The sequence below is a fragment of the Priestia sp. HNGD-A6 genome (assembly GCF_045784335.1).
Lineage (GTDB): Bacteria > Bacillota > Bacilli > Bacillales > Bacillaceae_H > Priestia > Priestia zanthoxyli.
The window spans coordinates 4,316,520-4,336,517 of sequence record NZ_CP138621.1; the positions used below are offsets into that span (position 1 = coordinate 4,316,520).

A 19,998-nucleotide genomic window follows, 5' to 3' on the forward strand; every position below is an offset into this window, starting at 1 on the left:
AGCGATGAATCAGGTGTTAAATGTATTAGTTAACGTTCTGAGTGAACCCTCAGTTTTAGTAGCCATAATTGCTCTAGTAGGTCTACTTGCACAAAAGAAAAATCTTTCAGATACACTAAAAGGAACAACAAAAACGTTTGTTGGGTTCCTGGTTATTACAGCAGGTGCAGGGATTCTTCAACAAGCCCTTGCTCCATTTGGAGAAATGTTCAAAGCAGCATTTAACGTAAACGGTGTCGTTCCAAATAATGAAGCCATCGTTGCGATTGCACTGAGTAAATATGGTTCTTCGACCGCATTAATTATGTTTTTTGGTATGATTGTAAACCTGCTGATTGCTCGTTTTACACGATTTAAATATATTTTTCTGACAGGACATATCACTTTGTACATGTCATGTATGATTGCCATCATTTTATCCGTAAGTGGTTTTACATCGTTTTCATTAATTCTTTTTGGTGCTTTAACAGTGGGAATTTTTATGACGCTTTCTCCAGCCCTCGTTCAGCCTTTTATTCGTAAACTAACAGGTAATGATAATGTGGCACTAGGACATTCTGGAGCAGTTGGTTTTGCAGTTGGTGGTCTCGTGGGGATGGCTGTAAAGGGAAAGAAAGAGATTGTATCAACAGAAAAAATTAACTTTCCAAAAGGGCTCGGCTTCTTACGAGACAGTACGGTTAGTATTGCATTAACTATGGCGATTTTCTACGTTATTGTCGCTCTTTTTGCGGGGCCTGGTTATGTCGAAGGAAAATTAAGTGACGGAAAAAACTATATTTTATTTGCGGTACTTCAAGCAGGAATGTTTTCTGCCGGCGTTTTCGTCATTTTAGCTGGTGTACGATTGGTATTAGCTGAAATTGTACCAGCATTTAAAGGGATATCTTCTAAAATTGTGCCAAATTCAAAGCCAGCATTAGATGTTCCAATCATCTATACTTATGCACCAAACGCTGTATTAATTGGTTTCTTTTCAAGTTTTTTAGGCGGCATTGTTAGTATGTTAATACTAGTTTTATCAGGAGGAATCATTATTTTGCCAGGTGTAGTACCTCACTTCTTTACCGGTGCAGCTGCAGGGGTGTTTGGAAATGCAATGGGTGGTGTACGCGGTGCGATTTTAGGATCATTTGTGAACGGCCTTTTAATCAGTTTCATGCCAATTCTATTAATACCCGTGTTGGGAGATTTGGGTCTATCAAATGCTACATTTTCAGATTCAGACTTCGGTATAGTGGGACTATTCTTGAGTGGGCTAGCTCATTTCGGTGGAAAAACTACCATTATGGTTGGTATTGGTTTAGTGTTACTGATAATGATCTTGGCCAGTATACGCAAGCAAGAAAGTCATGCAGTGCCTTACAAAAAAGTTGAGAAATAAAAAATGATAGACAAGAGCTTGAAGTAGTATCGTCAATCCATTCATTATCAGTTCATGCAATTAACAAAGGCATTCTGACCGCTTCAAGGATTCTTTAGGGTGACGCATCTGATTCATAAGCATAAGGTTACAAATAAAATCCCTAAATAGCTATAATAACTTTTACTTTATTTTCTTCTGTTTACCATAATAATTGAAATGAGTGGTAAAAACAAAGAGCAAACCTTTAATTAAAGGCTGCTCTTTGTTTTCTACATCTTGTTTTGCTTCTCTAACTAGAACAAAATGTCTTCATAGTTAAGTGTGGTAATACAATACTATTTACGTAATTCTTCTAATTCTGCAAGAAGAGTTTCAATCATTTCATCACTTCTTCGAAGTTCTTGATTAAGCATATGAATCGTTTCCTCTTCCCAATTGAAAGGGTTACCATAAGAAGGCGTAATAGGAAGATCTTCATACACATCTCCATTTTCTTCACTGTGCTTTGTAAAATATATAGCAACTTCACACATTAGATGACCAAGAGCAATACGCTGGCGCAAGCTCACTTTTCCATAGCCAAATTTACGAGCTGCAATTCCTCCAAACACACTAGACGTCATCTTACATAAATGAGGAGCATCCTGTACGACGTCACCAAATGGACATTGGGTAGCGCTTACAACCACATGGTCTGGATGAACGGAAACAATTTCAAAGTGACCTCCAATTGAATTTTTAAGGTCAATTATAACTTCTGCATATTCCTCTACCGTCCACTTTTCATGCTTATCGCTATAAAAGTCTTCCATCCACTCTCCAGTACGAATACCAATTTGTTTAATATATTCTTCAGCTACGGGGCCTACCGTTTTTTCATGAATCATTGCGTACTGTGTAATAAGTTTAGCCAAAAATACATGTCCGGTTAGCTGATCTTTTTTTAAAGCCATATTGTAAATCCCCCTTTTGTTTTGTAAAAGAGCAAAAATATCAATTCAATAAGCAGCACTTTTTCTATATATCTCTATTTCTTAATTATTACAGATTAATAAGAGTGTGTGTTATGTTTTTTAACTTTTCTTCCTAGATATAATTGCTTCAAAAGAAAAGGGGGTACAAGTGACTAATCTATTAAAAAGAATGTAATAAAAAGTCCAATATAGTGTTTTGCAGGTCCTCATGAAACTCTTTGCGATTAAAGCCTTCCGGATCCTGAGAAGGGAGGAAGGTAGGAGATTTCATAAAGTCCGGAAATGGACTGAGAAATGAAAAATGTCCTCCATTTTCTACAACGATATACTGAACTTTTTCCGCATCAGGAACCCCATTTAACACAAATCCCCCGTGAAAAGAAGGAGTAATCGTATCCTTTTCTCCTGTAATCATTAAAATAGGTATATTCACGTCTTGAAGCGCTCCTCTTTCTCTAAACCATCCGGCGGCTGGCGCTAAAAGAATAAGTGATTGAACCCGCTTATCATGATCAACAGATAAACAATAAGGCTTTTGATCAGGAGATTCAGAAGGAAAAGAAGTGGGAACTCCACCTGCTACAGCAAGAGCCGTATATCCTCCCATTGAATGGCCAATAAGAGAAATATTATTTGAATGAATGGATGGAGAAAAGGAATTTTCTTTTAAAAACCAATCGATTACAGTACGTATATGAGTAGGCCGATTTTTTAAATTGTCTATTGTTCCAGATAGCGTATTATTTTCTCGATTATTAAACGGATGCTGAGGTACCCCTACAATAAAACCATTACGTGCTAAAAATTGAGCAATGGTTCGATAAGCAAGAGGCGTGCTTCCATCTCCATGAGAAATAATGACCAAAGGAAATAATCCATCTGAAAGCGGAGCATCTTGCGCAGCGCTTATCGTGTAAGGTCCCATCTTTTCAACTTTTTCTTCTTTGTATGTAGGATACATAATAAGCAGAGGCAAGACGTTTTCATGTTCTTGATTTTCTATATCTACGAATTGACATCCGGCATAAAATAACTGTCTTTCATGTTTTTTTATTTGCACTTATATACTCCTCCTTGCTTTTAAAAATCCTTATTACAACAAGCTCATATATGAAATTTTATTGATTTAGCTCTCTTGGAAAATCAATAAAGGGTTAATTAATTTAAAAACCAAGATTTAATTACCTCTATAATACTCTTTTTTGTCTGACTCAAATAAGTTCTTTTTTCAGTAGAAATTAATAGCCCTATAGGCATTTCGGGGTCAAACCTTTGTACTTTAAACGGGATATTAGTTGGCTTCAAACTAGTTCCTCTAGGGATAATTCCCACGGCATGTCCAAACATCATTTCTGGAACAAGGTGTAGGGCACTACAGCTGTAAACGGTTTTAAAGGCTAAATTATTCTCTGCTAAAAAATGATTGACGGATTGATAGTAATAACAGCTATTTTCTCCTATTAAAATGGGATAGCCAATAATATCGGCTATTTCAACTGATTTTTGCTTTAATAACGGGTGATCAGGGGTATTAACAATAAATTGAATGTGTTCTTTATCAAGCGGGGTGAAAGATACGCCGGAAAGGTTTGTATTCTCTCCACAAACAGCAAAGTCCAATTTATCTTGATGTAGTAGTTCTGATAAAAGAGCCGTGTTTCCAATAGTGAAATCGCAATGTATGTACGGTTTTTCATCATGTAAATAGCTTAATATAGCTGGCATCAGCTTTTGAGCAATCGATTCTGATAAGCCTATTTTGATCGTTCCTTTTTCTTCTTTGCTTATACGCTGCGCTTGAGATATGGAATACTCCCAGTGCTTCAACAAGCTATCTACTTCTTCTACAAATAACGTACCTTCCTTTGTTAATGTTGCTTCCCAGCCTCGTTCAAACAAAAGAAATCCAAGGTCTTTTTCTAGCTTTTTAATATGAGCAGTGACGGTAGACTGGGCATAGTTTAATTTTTGTGCTGCAAGTGAAAACGTTCCTTCTGCCACAATTGTTTTAAACGTCGTTAATTCTTTAATTTCCACTTTCTAACCCCATCTCTATCGGATTTTACGATACTTATGCGATATATTTTCAATTATACAAATGAAGATATTGGAAGTAAACTAAATATAGAAAGGAAGATGATAGATGCCATTTGTGAACGTTTATTATCCAGAACATCAACTAAATAATAAGGAATTAAAAAAAGTAAGCAATCATATTCATCAGTCGTTAATCCAACATTTTCACATCCCAAAAGAAGATTATTTTCAACTGTTTTTACCGTATCCATCTCAGCATTTTTTCTATGACTCACAGTACCTCTTAGAAAATGGAGAAAAAAGAACGGATCCAATGATTTATATCTCCATTACATGTGGGCAGGGGAGAACTATCGAGCAGAAAAAGAGGCTATATCAGTCCATTGCAGAGGGACTTCACACTGACTTAGACCTTTCTACAAACAATATCTTTATTACAGTAAACGAAACAACCCTTGAAAACTGGTCATTTGGGCAAGGAATCGCACAAATGGTTAATCAAAAGGAGGCACAATAAATATGAATAACGGTATTGATTCTAAGCTGCTGAACGACATGAGAGATCTTGCTCCGGACTTTGTGAAATATGGAGAACATATCTTATTTGGAGAAGTGTGGGGAGACCCAACTTTAACACCAAAAGAAAGAAGTTTGAGTACACTTTCTGCTTTAATCAGTATTGGCAACACTGAACAAATGCCTTTTCATCTGCAGCTGGCAAAAAAGAATGGAGTGACTGAAAAAGAAATTATTGCACTAATAACTCATATGGCTTTTTACGTGGGGTGGCCAAAAGCAGCTGCAGCACTGAGTATAGTGGGGAAGCAATAATAGAGGCAAAATAGATAAATATTATTACTTTTTAGTTTGTTTTTAATAGAAAAAGCTCCCTGTGGTGAGGGAGCTTTTAAATATGTTACTTCATCCATTGAAATTCTTTTAAAGGCCAATAAGCTAATTTTGCTTTTCCTACGATTTTGTCTACGGAGATTGTTCCTACTTGAGGTGATCTGCTGTCTAAGCTGTACATTCTATTATCTCCCATAACAAATAATTGGCCTTCTGGAACTGTTTTGTTGCCTGTAAAATCCTCAAGTTTAAAATCCTCGGTTAACGGGCCTGTTACTATTTCTTTTTTGTATTGATCCAAATAAGGCTCTTCATATTTTTTTCCGTTTATATATAGCGTGTCATTGCGATATTCTATATGATCACCTGGTAAACCAATTACTCTTTTAATATAGTCTTTTTCCTTTGTAGCATGAAAAACGATAATATCAAATCTTTTTATATTATCGGGGTTATTTTTGCCCACTTCATTAAGAATAATATGTTCACTATCTTTTAAAGTAGGCATCATCGATTCGCCGTCTACTACTATAGGCGTAAAGATATACTCTCTCACCACAAAAGCCAGGATACAAGCAATAATGATGGATTTGATCCACGAAAAAATCTCTTTCTGTTTCAATTTAAAACTCCTCTACAACCGTAATACATGTTTAAGAGTATAACACAATATATAGAAATAAACCTTTAATTTAACAATTAAAGGTTTACTTAGATGATTTTTTAACAAGATTAATAAACTTCATAGAAGGCCATAGCAGCAGAAATGGTGGGGGTTCTCAAAATAAGAGCATAAAAAAAGCTATTTCAATCGTATTGGCATCGGAGTGAAATAGCTTTTTCTACTTTACATTCAAGAGTTTGTTAGTTCGTTATGAACATCCTTACATGTGAAGTATATCACAAACTTTTTTAATTGTAAAGACGGAAATCAAAATTTGTATGACAAATTTTATTGTGTTGAAGAATTTTGAATGGATTATTTAGTGTGACCCTTACGCAGAGGCTATTTTGAAACAGCTGAGCATCTCAATAAAAATTAATGTTACCTCTCAACACCTCAAAGAAACCGAATTCTTTTAAAGAAACCTTTCAATTTCTATAGATAAACAAAAACTAGTTTATAGGGTATATTGTTAGGAGAAGTTTTAAGTGGTAAGTTTGTGTTCACTGTATTTGGTATTATATTTGGTATGATAAGTGCTTTTAGATTTTTACTCGTGTACAACATAAAAAATATAGATAACAGTACCTCTACTGATAAATCATCTTTTTAAAGAAAGACATCTTACCGATAAAAATGATAAAAAGGAGGGACTCCAATGAAATTCGATGTGCCTGAATTAGTTGAAGCAAAACGTCAAATTGATTCAACTTTACATAAACTCAGACAGACAGTAAAAACGTTTGAAGCTAAAGAAAATGCTGATAGATATAAATCTCAAATAACCTTAGCTAAAAGAAGGATACAAGCATTCGAACTTTCAGTAGCTCTTATTGAAAGGGAGATAAACGAACTTTCTAAAAGCTAGATGCCAGCTTTTAGAATATGAATTACAAAACGTTATATTGCAGTAAAAGCATTTTAATTTATCTTCAATTGTCGCTTAGAGTGGAATATCAGAAAGAAACCTTAAAAATACTAGGGTTTCTTTTTTTGTAATTAGTACTCTGCGTACGCCAGTATGTCTTTTGGGTTAAAGCAGGCAGCCTTCGCACTTCTCAAAACGTATCTATGCTCTCTTTATTGCACTAAAAATAATTCATTCATTTAAAAATAAGGGTTGAAGGTGACGTAATCTAATATAGTTGAACTATGACATATCAAGAAGGAGAGTAGCCAAAATAAACAATCCTTTTTAAAAATGTATTCGGAACGTTATTAGAATAAAAGTAACGAATGGGGGCATGAGAAGTGGAGAATAAAAAACGAATTCGCTCTTTAGATATATTAAGAGGACTAGCGATTCTGGGAACATTGGGAACAAACATTTGGCTGTTTGCCTATCTTGGAGATATAAATTATATATTTACTTTTAACCATAATCAATGGTGGTTATCAGGAGACGATTTTTTGAGAGTCCTTTTTCTATCCTTAATTAATGGAAAATTACTTGGCCTCTTAGCTATTATGTTTGGTGTGGGTTTAGAACTGAAATATCAGCAATCAAAACGATTAAATCAGACGTGGCCAGGAAGATACATATGGCTGTCTTTGATTTTATTAATGGAAGGACTTTTGCACTTTATTTTTGTTTTAGAGTACGATATTTTAATGTCTTATGCCGTAACTGCTATTGTCGTATCGTTTATCGTAAAAATGTGGAAGACGATGATAAGAATAACAATGATTAGTGCAGCGGCAATTCATCTTTTCTTTATATTGCTCGTGTTCTTAGGTGCGCTAACTAACTCCATAGGAGATGAGCTAGTCGCTGTCCCAAAAGAAGTGCTAAACCTTTATCAACATGGATCATGGATGAATCAAATTCAGTATCGACTTCTTCATTTTTGGGAGCTGCGCACAGAAGCCATTTTCGTCATTCCATTTAATATATGTATGTTTTTAATTGGTGTTTTACTAGTGAGAATAGGGGCTTTTGACAATAACTCCAAGGGTATTAATATCAGAAAGAGGATGATGAAGGCAGGACTTTTAGTTGGGCTACCTCTAAACCTATTATTATTTGTTCCTGGGGGATACTTTGATTTTCCAGTAAGGTACGTATTTGCCCCTATTTTATCAATTGGATACATGGGAGCCATTAGTTTTCTAATTGAAAAATTTCAGGCCTTTTCGTTATGGAGCGTTTTAGAGAAAGTAGGGAAGATGTCTTTAAGTTGCTATGTATTACAGAATGTTTTAAGCTCCATTTTATTTTATGGATGGGGCCTTGGGTGGGGTGGACACCCACGTTCATTCTTCGTCATTTTTGTTTGGATACTAATCTGTTTGTTTCAAATGCTATTTGCTGTTTTGTGGCTTCGTTATTTTAACATGGGTCCTATGGAATCAGCGCGTAAACGCTTAGCCAGTTTAACTATAAGGAAAAATATAAAGAAAGATCTTAAAATGTAAGTCATCTTCTTTTGGATGAATATCAAACCTGTTATAAGAAGCAAAACTTTCACATAGAATGTTATGTTAAAGTGATATTAGGTATTGGGGATTTTAACCAATTAATAGTCCGTAGAGGAGAATTAAAGAAAATGGCTACCTTTTTCTTAATACTTATCGGCTTCTTTCTTATTATTTCAAATATCGTTGGATTTATCTCCTACAAAAAAAAGAAAAGTCTATACGCTGCTGCTTTTACAATATTGATACTGGCCGCTTTATTTGGGGCATTAGGCGGTATATTAGCACTGTTGATCATTAGCGACGCTTTTGCCATATTTTATGGTTTACAAGTTGGATACTATTTACTTATAAATAGCGCAATTGTTCTGTTACTGGCAGTTATAGTTACAGTTATAAAACAATATAACGATAAATAAAAAATTTGCTTAGTAAGACTCATCCTTCATAAATTTGTAGTTACCATAATCACCCTATAAGTAGTTAAACAACAAAAAGCTCTTTCATAAGAGCTTTTTGTTGTTTAAGAGTAGAATTTAATTATCTACATCATTAGCATTAAACGTATCTTTTGTAACGTTCAATATATGACCACTAATGTTAACTGTTTTGTTATTTACCCATTTAACTTTGGCTGTTTCCTGAGGGTAATTCCAATAGATGTTTTTCTTTTTATTAAAAACTTTATTGGTATAAGTCACTTCTCCTCTAATAGCAAAAGGTGTAGTCGCTCCACCACTCGAACGATAAATCTTCACTATGTAATCACCGTTAGGAGATGTACTTTGAGAAATATATTCTCCCTTTGGAGCAAATCGTAGATAACTAGGCGCAAAAAGAAACCACCAAACAAATCCTATAACTAGAAGAGAGCTTAATGCAGTCAAACACACTATATATCGTTTTTTCAATTTCTAACCTCTATTCAGATGGACTCAATTATAATTTTGTTCCTATCTGATTATATATCAGAATTGAGTTAAAAAATCATGAATATCATATACAAAATCAGTTTACATAATACCTGTTTCAACAATCAAAGCAGCTTTTAGATTGGTAAATCTAAAGGCTGCTAGTATATCTAGATATTTAATATTCCTTGTATGTAACAGTTACATTCTTATAATCATTAGGGCTTATTGGGTCGAATAGATAGTGGGTTTTTGATTGGTTCTGATCCATCCATTCTAATTTTTAGTATTATCGTTCCTCTTTTTTTAAAAATAAAATAAAAAAACACTTGATAATTTGTATGCGTTTTCATATTATAAATAAAAAGGTAGTAACTTTTTTTAAAACGTTGTGATGTTATGAAGAGGGAGGTGATTTTAGTATCGGCCTAGAGGAGATTATAATTTTGAAGTCTATCAAAATTGTAATCTCCTACGTGATGCATGTTTAATGTGAAGTCTCAAAATGTGTTAATCAAAGGGGGAGAACTTATGGAACAGCCATTGGTTCAAAATGTAGAACATTCAATTAATACGCCTAAGAAACTAAGACTTAAAGAGAAGGTTGCTTATGGATTGGGAGATGTAGGAAATAACTTTATGTTAGACTTGGGTCAAATTTATTTGCTGAAGTTTTATACCGACGCGTTAGGCTTGCCTTCTGCAACAGCAGGTTTAGTATTTTTAATTACGAAAATATGGGATGCGTTCGCTGATATTACAGTAGGTACTTGGATTGATAACCGTAAGAAGATAGGCCCTAAAGGCAAATTTAGACCATTCTTTCTCTATGCTGCAATACCGCTTGCTTTGATAACGATAGTCAGCTTTACTAATCCTGATTTTTCAATAACCGGAAAGATTATATGGGCATATGTAACGTATATGGCATTTGGAACGATTTATAGCATTTCAAATATTCCTTATGGATCAATGGTACCTGCGATGACAAAAGATCCTGTTGAACGAGCAGAAATGGCATCATTTAGACAAGCAGGCTCAAATTTAGGTCTTCTTATTACAACTGTAGGGTTTATGCCGATTGTCTTAATGTTTAACAATCAATCTACTGGTTATTTAGTGGCTGTATCTATTTTTGCATTTTTGGGCGTTTTATTACAAGTCTATTGTTATGCCAATGTAAAAGAAAGATATGTGTATGAAAAACCCCAAAATACAAATGTAAAGCTGACTGATAGCTATAAAGGGCTTTTTAAGAATACGCCTTTACTCATTCTTTGTTTAGTTAATTTGTTTACCTTTTCAGCTTTTAACGTCAAGCTTGCTGTACAAGTCTATTTTTGTCAGTACGTTTTAAAAAATGTAGCAATCGTTCCTTATATGGGCTTTTTTAGTATCGGCTGTGTATTTATCGGCGTAGCAATGGTTCCTTTCATGGTTAAAAAAATTGGAAAGAAATCTACGTACATATTAGGGTGCGCGATTTGGGCTGTAGGAGATATTTTAGCTTATGTTTTTGCAGATAACGCAGTGATTTTTATTACATTAGCTTGCTTTGCTTTCTTCGGAAGCTCATTTGTAAACAGTTTAAACTGGGCATTAGTTTCTGATGCTGTAGAGTATGGCGAATGGAAGACTGGAAATCGATCTGAAGGTGTTGTGTATTCTTTCTTTACGTTCTTCCGTAAACTTTCTCAAGCGCTTGCAGGCTTTATTCCTGGGGTTGTGTTAGGAATTGTGGGTTACGTTCCAAACGCGGTGCAAAGTGCAAATGTACTGGAGGGAATCAGAGGGTTAATGTTTATTTATCCAAGTGCATTAGCCATTGCAACGATTATTGTCATGTTTTTCTTTTATAAACTTTCAGATGAAAAATACAATAAAATCGTAGCGGATCTTGCTAAAAGTAAAAATAGAATACCAATGTAAGATGATAGGTAAAATGAACGAAATACAAAATTAATTTAATAATCTAGCAAAAAGTACTTGAAATATTGGTGGCGTTTTCATATTATAAATACAAAGGTTATTACAAATTATATAAAGGTCATTATCTTTTAGGGGTAATAGTCACTTAACTGGAGGTATAAAGATGAAGTATTTTTTAGATAGTGCAATTTTAGAGGAAATTCGTTACGCGTATGAAAACTGGGCAATTGATGGAGTTACAACAAACCCTCGTCATATTATGAACAGCGGTAAACCATTTTTAACGGTTCTAGATGAATTTGCAAGTGAGTTTAAAGGAGTCGAAAATTTCCCGATTTCAGTGGAAATCAATCCTCATTTGGATAATGCTAGAGATATGGTAGAAGAAGGGACAAAGATTGCTAAGCTGTCGTCAAACTTTGTTATTAAAATTCCATGCACAGAGCCTGGCTTAATTGCAGCAAAGGAATTTGAAAAACAAGGTATTTCTACTAACGTCACTCTTGTCTTCTCGCCATCACAAGCACTTCAGCCTGCAAGAATTGGAGCTAAATTTGTATCTCCATTTGTCGGCTGGAAAGAAAATAGCGGGGATGATACAACTCAATACATTCAGGATATTGTGAATATCTATAAAAACTACGATTACAACACAGAAATCATTGTTGCTGCTTTACGTAATGGTAAACAAATTGTAGATGCGGCAAAAGCTGGTGCGCATATTGTGACTTGCGGATTTGATGTATATAAAGAAAGCTTCCAGCATGCGTTCACAGACTATGGTTTAAACAAATTCCGCAACGCTTGGGATAATACAGTCACAGAAGCTCCTGTCTTAAAATAAACATATGTATTTTATAAAAGGCGCCTCTTAGAATCTTATTATCTTCTTGGAGGGGCTTTTTATATAGCAAAAGGAGAGAAGAAAACGTTGAGCAGCTTTCAATACATGAAAGACTTAAATAAACATGTACCTTTTTATCATATAGAGGACAGCAAATTTAAGCCTTATGGAAAGGTAATTAATGAATACAATTTCAGTGAACTAGAAACATATATGGATAGTTTAACTATTCCTCAAGATCAGAATGTATATGTAGCATCCGTTACTGAGATGGAAAACACCATTATTAAAGATCAGCTTCAAGAAGCTTTTTATGGTGAGATGCCTATTCAAATTGGATATTGTAATGGTCCTAATTCAACCTTAAATGGTCTTGAGTATCATAAAAGCAGTGAAATTAATATCGCTATAACGGATATGGTTCTTTTATTAGGTAAGGTACAGGGAGTTGAAAATAACTTTTTTAATTCAAGTGATGTAATCGCTTTCTTTGTACCTGAAGGAACAGCAGTTGAATTGTATGGTACGACATTACATTTTGCTCCTTGTAAGGTCAATAACGAAGGGTTTAAAGCAGTCGTCATTTTACCTAAAGGAACAAATGATCCGTTATCAACTAATATTCAAAAAAGAACAAAAGAAGATGAGTTATTGTTTATGAAAAATAAATGGTTAATTGCTCATCCTGAAAGAGAGCAATTAATTAATAAAGGCGCACATCCCGGTATAAAAGGAGAAAATATTAAAGTTTATCAATAGAGCGCATGAATGTTAGACAAAAGACTAAGCTCTATTAATTGATGGGAGAGATAAAAATGTCAGGTACCTTAAACGTAACTAAAGGGGTAAATGTGGAGATCTTACAAGATGGATTTGAGGTTGCTCTTAACGGTGTAGTTCTTCTTCAGCATACAATACAAAAGCCAATGCTGTTTGTTGGTTATGGAGAAGAAACGATTGAAATGTATAGAGGGAACTTTGATATTAAAGATTATGTGACTGAACGTACAGCTCTTCGCTACGCGAATGTTGAAGAAGTAGAAGGGGCATATAAAATTGATTTCTCCAGCTTTAAAAATGGAGATACTATGCTGTCTCTTATAGTTAAGGAAGAAGAGAATCGTCTAAAAGTAGAATACCAAAAGCACGATGCGAACATTAACCGCTTTTGGTTACGAGTAGCTGCAGATGAACAGGAAAAAGTCTATGGATGCGGAGAACAACTTTCTCACTTTAATATGAGAGGAAAAAATTTTCCTTTATGGACATCTGAGCCGGGTGTAGGGAGAAATAAACAAACATATGTAACATGGCAAGCTGATGTAATTGATAAGGCTGGAGGAGATTACTATAATACCAATTTTCCTCAACCTACATATGTATCTAGTAAAAAGTACTATTGTCATGTAGAAACAACGGCATACGCGGACTTTGATTTTCGCAATGAGGCGTTCCATGAACTGCAGGTTTGGGAAGTACCTAAATATATGCTGTTTGAAACGGCGGATACGTACCTTGAATTAGTTGAAAAAATTACCGGTTTATTCGGAAGACAGCCCGAGCTACCAGACTGGGTATATAACGGCGTGGTTTTAGGTATTCAAGGTGGTACAGATGTTGTTGAACAAAAATTAGAAAAAGTTTTAGCAAAAGGTATGAAAGTATCTGGAGTATGGTGCCAAGATTGGCAGGGCAAACGTATTACTTCTTTCGGCAAACGTTTAATGTGGAATTGGAAATGGAACGAGAATGAATACCCGGAGCTAGATAAAAAGATTGCAGAGTGGAAAGAAAATGATATTCGTTTTCTAGGTTACATTAATCCATATGTAGCCATTGAAGGTGATTTATATAAGGAAGCTGAAGATAAAGGGTACTTAGCATTAAATACGGAAGGAAATACGTATTTAGTGGATTTCGGTGAATTTTATTGCGGAGTTGTTGATTTTACTAACGAAGAGGCTACCGAATGGTATAAACAAGTTATTAAAGAGAACATGATTGATTTTGGATTAGACGGATGGATGGCCGACTTTGGCGAATACTTACCAACTGACGTTGTGCTCAAAAATGGAGTCGACGCTAAGATTATGCATAATGCTTGGCCGACAATGTGGGCAAAAGCGAACTATGAAGCGGTATCAGAAGCAGGGAAACTTGGTGAAATTGTATACTTTATGCGTGCCGGATATACGGGCATACAAAAATACTGTACGCTTCTTTGGGGCGGAGATCAAAGTGTAGATTGGTCGCTGGATGATGGTTTGGCTTCTGTTATTCCTGCAGCTTTATCATCAGGAATGAGTGGCTGTGGCTTACACCATAGTGATATTGGAGGGTACACAAGTCTACATGGTAATAAACGTTCAAAAGAGCTTCTGATGAGATGGGCAGAAATGGGAGCCTTCACGCCTATGATGAGAACACATGAAGGAAACCGTCCTGATGATTGTTTTCAGTTTGACGGTGATGAAGAAGCACTAGAGCATTTAGCAAGAATGTCTAATGTTTATGTAACGATGGCACCTTATATTAGATCACTTGTAGAAGAAAATGCGCGACGCGGAATTCCTGTTCAGCGACCTTTGTTTATGCACTATGAAGAAGATGAAAAAACATATGATATTCAATACCAATATTTATTTGGTGAAGATGTACTTGTTGCGCCGGTTCATCAAGAAAATCAAACAGAGTGGGAAGTATATTTACCAGAAGATCAGTGGGTCCATGTATGGAGCGGTGAAGAGCACACAGGAGGATCGGTTACTGTTCAAGCGCCATTAGGTTATCCACCTGTATTTTACCGTAAAAAATCTATATGGAGTGAGTTGTTTTCTAAACTACTTCACATCTAATTTAAGAGCTATTTATATAAGAAATGTAGTCAAACAATAGTGTTGATAAAGGTAATGATGTATTTTAAAATGATTATAACAAATAGTTTTACGACAAGGGGAACTCTATATGCAAAATACAACAGTTTTATATGTGCCTATAGGTAGAAAAACATTTGATATTGAAGCGGCTGAAATGTATCGTCAAAAAAGTATGGAGTGGCTGAACGGCAACTGCAGTACTCTTATCGCGCCGGAGCAAATTATAACTTCAGTTGAAGAATTACAGGGATTTCTTGATTCAATTAAAGGGAATAAGATTGATACCGTCTTATATCAAAGCGTTACGTTTGCTGACGGTGAATTTATGGTTAAGATATTGGAGTATTTTAAACAGCCTGTAATTGTTTGGTCCGTACGTGAGCCAAGTGTAGGGGGACGTTTACGTTTAAACTCTCTAACAGGCGGAAATAGCACCAGTAATGTGCTGCGTAATCATCAGCATCCGTTTGCATTTGTATTTGGAAATCCAGATGAGAAAGCCTTGCAGGATCGTCTATTAAGACAAATTAACGTTATGCGCGTGTTAAAAGCATTAAATGAATTAAAAATTGGGGTAGTGGGAGATTATCCGCCGGGATTCTTCTTTTCACAAGCTAACGAAGATGAATTAAAAAACGCACTTGGCGTAACTCTTCATAAGATGGATTTACAAGAAGCGTTTAAAGAGTGCGTAAAGCTTCCAGAACACGAATGGATAGGGGAAGTTGAGCGGGCAGAAAAGCAGGTGATTGGTCTAAATCGAAACGATGAAACCGTTACTAAATTCGCTCAATTTTCCACATATATTAAAAAGCACATTCAACGTGAAAAGTTAGATGCATTAGCTATGCGATGTTGGCCAGATTTCTTTAATGATTTAGGAGCTGCTCCGTGCTCAACTTTATCTCAGTTTACGGAAGACGGAATGGTGACATCCTGTGAGTCGGATATTCACGGATCAATCTCAATGTTTATCCTGCGTGAGTTAGCAGGCGGAAACGCACCTTACCTAGGGGATTTAGTTCACATAGACGAAGAAAAAAACTCAGTTGTTTTTTGGCACTGCGGTGCAGGAGCATATTCGCTTGCCAACCCTTCTACTGGAGCAACAGCAGGGGTACATCCTAACAGAAAAATTGGTTTTGCGATGGATTTTGGATTAAAAGCAGGAGAAGTAACGATCTTCAGGGTAAGTCATACGCCTGATGGGTATCGCCTTCTAGTGGTGAAAGGAGATGCCTTAGATGTAGAGCAGCCTTTTACAGGTACGTCTGTAGAAGTGGAACTGGCGACAAATGCATCAGACACACTTTATGAACTTATGCACGCGGGGTACGAACCTCACTTTGCACTAGTGTATGGTGATGTGACAGAACACCTAATTGAACTAGGACGTATGCTTAATCTAGAAACAAAGGTCTATATCTAAGAAAATCGTACTTCTCTGCTACAGTAAAAGTTAGCCAATACTATATAATAATACCAAACGCTAACTTAAAAGGAGTTTGAGAATATGAAAGATACAATAGGTTCTAATAAAAATATCGCGCTTTATCTTCAAGTAAAAGATGTCTTAATTAAACGTATACAAGAGAAAATTTGGAAGCCCAATACGTTAATTCCAACAGAACAGGAATTAATGCAAGAGTTTGATGTAAGCCGTACTACCTTAAGACAAGCTATTTCCATGTTAGTACAGGACGGGCTGCTGGAAAAAAAACAAGGCAGAGGAACAATTGTAAAGCCTCAGCCTCTTATCGGCGGCAGCTTAGGCAAGCTTAAAGGACTAGCAGAAGAAGTAGCAGAAAAAGGATTAACACCGAATTCAAAGCTGATTCGTACTGATTTTAAAAAAGATTTATATTATGAAACTTCCATGCTGGAATTGGACGCTGGAGAAGAGGTTTTAGTTATTGAACGAATTCGTTTTGCCGATGAAGTACCTATTGCCATTGAACGTTCTTGCTGGCCTACGCATATTGGGAAAATACTAGTTGAACAAGATTTAAACCGTGCAAAATTTTATGAAGTGCTAGAAGAGAATGAAATCTTTTTAAAACGAGCTAAAGAGAAGATATCTGCGATTAATGCAACGATTTATGAAGCCGATCTGTTAGGCATACGAGGCGGAGAAGCTTTACTTGAAATGACACGAGTAAGTTACGGTTTTGATGATAAGCCACTCGAATTTACGGTAACAAAATATCGCAGTGACAAATATCATTACAATATTGAGCTTACAAGATAAAACGCTAATACAATTGGGGATGTGGAGATAATGACAAGTTTAACTCAAGTCAAACAATATGGTTTATATGTAAATGGGGAATGGGAAACAACAGCAGAAAAAATGGAAGTCTTAAATAAATATACGCAGCAGCCTGCAGCTGAAATCTCAGTAGCTACAAAAGACGATGTAAATAAAGCTGTGGCCAGCGCGAAAGAGGCATTAAAAAACACTTTTTCACCATATGAACGCTACGAGGTATTAATGAAAGCGGCTGAGCTATTACTAAGCCGTCAAGAAGAATTTGCTGAAATTTTGGCTACTGAAGTTGGAAAATCTATTCGTGAATCTCGCGGAGAAGTTGAGCGCGCAGCTACAACTTTACAAATTTCAGCGGAAGAGGCAAAGCGTATTCATGGAGAAGGTGTGCCTGTTGAATCGGCTCAAGGCTCAGAAAATCGGATGGCTTTTACAGTAAAAGTCCCGGTTGGAGTTGTTGCAGCTATCACACCGTTTAATGTACCTATCAATCTAGTTTGTCATAAACTTGGACCGGCAATCGCAGCTGGGAATAGCGTAGTATTAAAACCCGCTGAAGTTACTCCAATTTGTGCGCTCAAGCTCGCTGAGTTAATGGAAGAAGCAGGCTTGCCAAAAGGGCGCCTTCAAGTATTGACTGGAGATGGAGCAGAAATTGGTGAATGGTTATTAGAAAACCAAGATGTTAATATGTTTACGTTCACAGGAAGCCCAAGAGTAGGAGAACTTATCCGATCTAAGGCGGGTTTACGTAAAGTTTCACTTGAACTAGGAAATAATTCGGCTACTGTCGTACATAAAGACGCTGATTTAGAAAAAGCTGCATCTTTAATTTCTCAAAAAAGCTTTAATAACGCAGGACAAGTTTGTATTTCCGTTCAACGAATTTATGTTCATACGAATATTTATACTGCTTTTGTTAATAAGCTAAAAGAAAAAACAGAAAAGTTAGTAGTCGGTAATCCAATGGATGAGCAAACGGATATTGGACCTATGATTCGTCTTAAAGAAGCAGAGCGAGTGGAAGAATGGGTAAAAGAAGCAGTGGAAGAAGGGGCAAAAATTGAACTAGGAGGAAAGCGTGAAGGTGCTTTTTATCTTCCTACAATTTTGACTAATGTAAATGATGAGATGAAAGTTTGTCGTCAAGAAGTATTCGGGCCAGTAGTAGCTATTGCTCAATATGACGAGATTGATGAAGTGATTTCAAAAGTAAATGATTCTGACTATGGGTTACAGGCAGGCCTTTTTACGAATGACTTACAATTTGCTATGAAGGCAGCTCGTGAAATCGAAGTAGGCGGATTAATTGTAAATGATGCTTCAGCGTATCGTGTTGATCATATGCCATATGGCGGTGTGAAAAAGAGCGGTAACGGAAAAGAAGGGCCAAAATATGCAATTGAAGAAATGACGGAAGAACGTATCATTGTTCTAAATTTATAATGTATTAGTTTAAATGAAAGACCTAGATTTTTAATTTTCTAGGTCTTTCATTTGGAAAATAACAAAGAAAAAATGACGAAGGTGAACAAACATGGAGTTCCTAACAATCCTCCTTCCTATTTTCGGGATTTTTGCACTTGGATTTATTGGACAAAAGAAAATAGGATTTGATACCAAAACGATTTCAACAATGGCACTTTATTTGATGTCTCCAGTTCTAGTGTTCAAAACATTTTACACAACCAAATTTACGATTGATTACTTATATCTTACGTTATACACATTTGCCCTTTGCTTTGCATTAATTGCTATCGTCTATATTATTGCTTATTTCCAGCAATATTCTACTTCAGAAACCTGTGGAATGATATTAGCGTCCTCATTTATGAATAATGGAAACTACGGTACACCTGTTGTTTTATTACTTTTCGGCGTGACAGGCTTAGACTCTGCCATCATTCTAATGGTCATACAGCAATTGGTCATGTGTACAGTCGGAGTTTACTATGCAGCTAAAGGAAGTCCACAGGGAAATGGTATAAAATCAGCCATTGACGCAGTTCGACGGATACCAATTGTGTATGGGGGACTTTTAGGAGCTATATTTCAGTTTCTTCATATTCCATTAAGCAACTCTGTAAAAGAAGCGGTTGATTTAGTAGCGGGTGCAGCTATTCCCACCATCATGATTGTACTTGGAATGCAGCTAGCTAAAATATCAATTAGAAATTTAGCCAAAGCAAAAGTTTCATGGTCATTAGCTATCAAGCTTGTAATCTCACCATTTATCGCTTATATACTAACGCTTCTGCTACCTGTGGATGAGATGGTGAAACAAATAATGATTATTATGGCTGCTATGCCCACAGCTGCTAATACAACTATGTACGCGCTGCAATTTAATACAGAGCCGGAGTTTGTATCAAGCGCAACGTTAATTAGTACCTCCTTAAGCCTTGCTACATTACCTATCATTTTTCTAATTGTTTTATAAAATGACACAGAAAAACGTTCCAATACCAATATAGGTTGAAAAAATAATTTTATTATATGACTTTAAAAGGAGTAGTCAACGTGAATTCTCCTCATAACGCTGTTTTAAAAAGATATTTAAAATTTATTTTCTATTTTAGTTTTGTGTTCTTCTTATACTTCTACTTCACATACAGTTTTCAACACTACCTGACTAAATATTTGTTTCTTAATTGTTTACTGACGGGGATCTCTTTTTTAATTCGAAATTTAAGAGGTTATACGGAAAAACTGTAAAGGTATCTGTAACGGAAAAAACTTATGAAAAGAACCTATGGATTCTTTTCATAAGTTTTTTTGGTTCTTAGTATTATCCCTGAATATATCTACATTTGAAAATATTTTAAAAAATAGTTGAAATGCCCGGTACTAAGTATTACAATCTACAT

The 19,998-nt window shown here is 35.6% G+C and carries 19 protein-coding genes; 14 read left to right on the forward strand and 5 right to left on the reverse strand.

Translation table 11 applies throughout. The features are described 5' to 3' along the window. Nucleotides 1–4 precede the first annotated feature (4 nt). Nucleotides 5–1,384, forward strand: coding sequence for a PTS ascorbate transporter subunit IIC (locus SCI76_RS22140; protein ID WP_028414843.1), 1,380 nt, complete (start codon nt 5–7; stop codon nt 1,382–1,384). 317 nt (nt 1,385–1,701) lie between these two features. Here SCI76_RS22140 and SCI76_RS22145 read toward each other — a convergent pair whose 3' ends face one another. The 3 genes from SCI76_RS22145 to SCI76_RS22155 all read right to left on the reverse strand — a co-directional run bounded on the left by SCI76_RS22145 (nt 1,702) and on the right by SCI76_RS22155 (nt 4,377). Then, a complete protein-coding gene (locus tag SCI76_RS22145) occupies nt 1,702–2,319 on the reverse strand; it encodes a methanogen output domain 1-containing protein (RefSeq protein WP_407544340.1) in 618 nt (205 codons plus the stop codon). Between the two features lie 181 nt (nt 2,320–2,500). Next, entirely contained in the window at nt 2,501–3,400 is a 900-nt protein-coding gene (locus SCI76_RS22150; protein WP_048019348.1) for a chlorophyllase/cutinase-like alpha/beta fold protein, read from the reverse strand. 98 nt (nt 3,401–3,498) lie between these two features. Further along, the gene (locus tag SCI76_RS22155; RefSeq protein WP_048019349.1) at nt 3,499–4,377 is read right to left on the reverse strand and encodes a LysR family transcriptional regulator; all 879 of its coding nucleotides are present in this window, start codon (nt 4,375–4,377) and stop codon (nt 3,499–3,501) included. 106 nt (nt 4,378–4,483) lie between these two features. Between SCI76_RS22155 and SCI76_RS22160 the strand changes: the two genes are divergently transcribed. Together SCI76_RS22160 and SCI76_RS22165 are read left to right on the forward strand one after the other, a co-directional pair. After that, entirely contained in the window at nt 4,484–4,894 is a 411-nt protein-coding gene (locus SCI76_RS22160; RefSeq protein ID WP_048019350.1) for a tautomerase family protein, read from the forward strand. 2 nt (nt 4,895–4,896) lie between these two features. Continuing rightward, nucleotides 4,897–5,208 carry a carboxymuconolactone decarboxylase family protein gene (locus SCI76_RS22165; protein WP_047750148.1) on the forward strand — a complete coding sequence of 104 codons (312 nt, stop codon included), beginning with the start codon at nt 4,897–4,899 and terminating at the stop codon, nt 5,206–5,208. An 85-nt stretch (nt 5,209–5,293) separates the two neighbouring features. Here SCI76_RS22165 and lepB read toward each other — a convergent pair whose 3' ends face one another. Beyond that, nucleotides 5,294–5,848 carry a signal peptidase I gene (gene lepB / locus SCI76_RS22170; RefSeq protein WP_168761126.1) on the reverse strand — a complete coding sequence of 185 codons (555 nt, stop codon included), beginning with the start codon at nt 5,846–5,848 and terminating at the stop codon, nt 5,294–5,296. Between the two features lie 700 nt (nt 5,849–6,548). On the opposite strand from lepB, the gene SCI76_RS22175 reads away from it, so the two are divergent. The 3 genes from SCI76_RS22175 (at nt 6,549) to SCI76_RS22185 (ending at nt 8,724) form a co-directional block, all read left to right on the forward strand. Next, a complete protein-coding gene (locus SCI76_RS22175; protein ID WP_028414832.1) occupies nt 6,549–6,758 on the forward strand; it encodes a hypothetical protein in 210 nt (69 codons plus the stop codon). A 383-nt stretch (nt 6,759–7,141) separates the two neighbouring features. Then, the gene (locus SCI76_RS22180) at nt 7,142–8,305 is read left to right on the forward strand and encodes a DUF418 domain-containing protein (RefSeq protein ID WP_407544344.1); all 1,164 of its coding nucleotides are present in this window, start codon (nt 7,142–7,144) and stop codon (nt 8,303–8,305) included. Nucleotides 8,306–8,436: 131 nt separating this feature from the next. Beyond that, on the forward strand, nt 8,437–8,724 hold the full coding sequence (locus SCI76_RS22185; RefSeq protein WP_407544346.1) for a 3-isopropylmalate dehydrogenase: 288 nt from the start codon (nt 8,437–8,439) through the stop codon (nt 8,722–8,724). Nucleotides 8,725–8,841: 117 nt separating this feature from the next. Here SCI76_RS22185 and SCI76_RS22190 read toward each other — a convergent pair whose 3' ends face one another. Continuing rightward, nucleotides 8,842–9,216 carry a DUF5412 family protein gene (locus tag SCI76_RS22190; protein ID WP_028414829.1) on the reverse strand — a complete coding sequence of 125 codons (375 nt, stop codon included), beginning with the start codon at nt 9,214–9,216 and terminating at the stop codon, nt 8,842–8,844. 531 nt (nt 9,217–9,747) lie between these two features. On the opposite strand from SCI76_RS22190, the gene SCI76_RS22195 reads away from it, so the two are divergent. The 8 genes from SCI76_RS22195 (at nt 9,748) to SCI76_RS22230 (ending at nt 19,571) form a co-directional block, all read left to right on the forward strand. Continuing rightward, nucleotides 9,748–11,145, forward strand: coding sequence for an MFS transporter (locus SCI76_RS22195; protein WP_014458885.1), 1,398 nt, complete (start codon nt 9,748–9,750; stop codon nt 11,143–11,145). A gap of 163 nt (nt 11,146–11,308) precedes the next feature. Then, nucleotides 11,309–11,989 (forward strand): transaldolase family protein, encoded by a 681-nt coding sequence (locus SCI76_RS22200; protein ID WP_048019356.1) that lies wholly within the window; start codon nt 11,309–11,311, stop codon nt 11,987–11,989. An 87-nt stretch (nt 11,990–12,076) separates the two neighbouring features. Next, complete coding sequence (locus SCI76_RS22205) at nt 12,077–12,748, forward strand: DUF4867 family protein (protein WP_221832252.1); 672 nt, start codon at nt 12,077–12,079, stop codon at nt 12,746–12,748. A 56-nt stretch (nt 12,749–12,804) separates the two neighbouring features. Then, complete coding sequence (locus SCI76_RS22210) at nt 12,805–14,844, forward strand: alpha-glucosidase (protein WP_221832254.1); 2,040 nt, start codon at nt 12,805–12,807, stop codon at nt 14,842–14,844. 109 nt (nt 14,845–14,953) lie between these two features. Continuing rightward, a complete protein-coding gene (locus tag SCI76_RS22215; RefSeq protein ID WP_407544349.1) occupies nt 14,954–16,294 on the forward strand; it encodes an L-fucose/L-arabinose isomerase family protein in 1,341 nt (446 codons plus the stop codon). Between the two features lie 84 nt (nt 16,295–16,378). Next, entirely contained in the window at nt 16,379–17,113 is a 735-nt protein-coding gene (locus SCI76_RS22220; protein ID WP_047750162.1) for a GntR family transcriptional regulator, read from the forward strand. A gap of 30 nt (nt 17,114–17,143) precedes the next feature. Further along, on the forward strand, nt 17,144–18,577 hold the full coding sequence (locus tag SCI76_RS22225) for an aldehyde dehydrogenase family protein (protein ID WP_168761121.1): 1,434 nt from the start codon (nt 17,144–17,146) through the stop codon (nt 18,575–18,577). A gap of 91 nt (nt 18,578–18,668) precedes the next feature. Then, the gene (locus tag SCI76_RS22230; protein WP_407544351.1) at nt 18,669–19,571 is read left to right on the forward strand and encodes an AEC family transporter; all 903 of its coding nucleotides are present in this window, start codon (nt 18,669–18,671) and stop codon (nt 19,569–19,571) included. Nucleotides 19,572–19,998 lie beyond the last annotated feature (427 nt).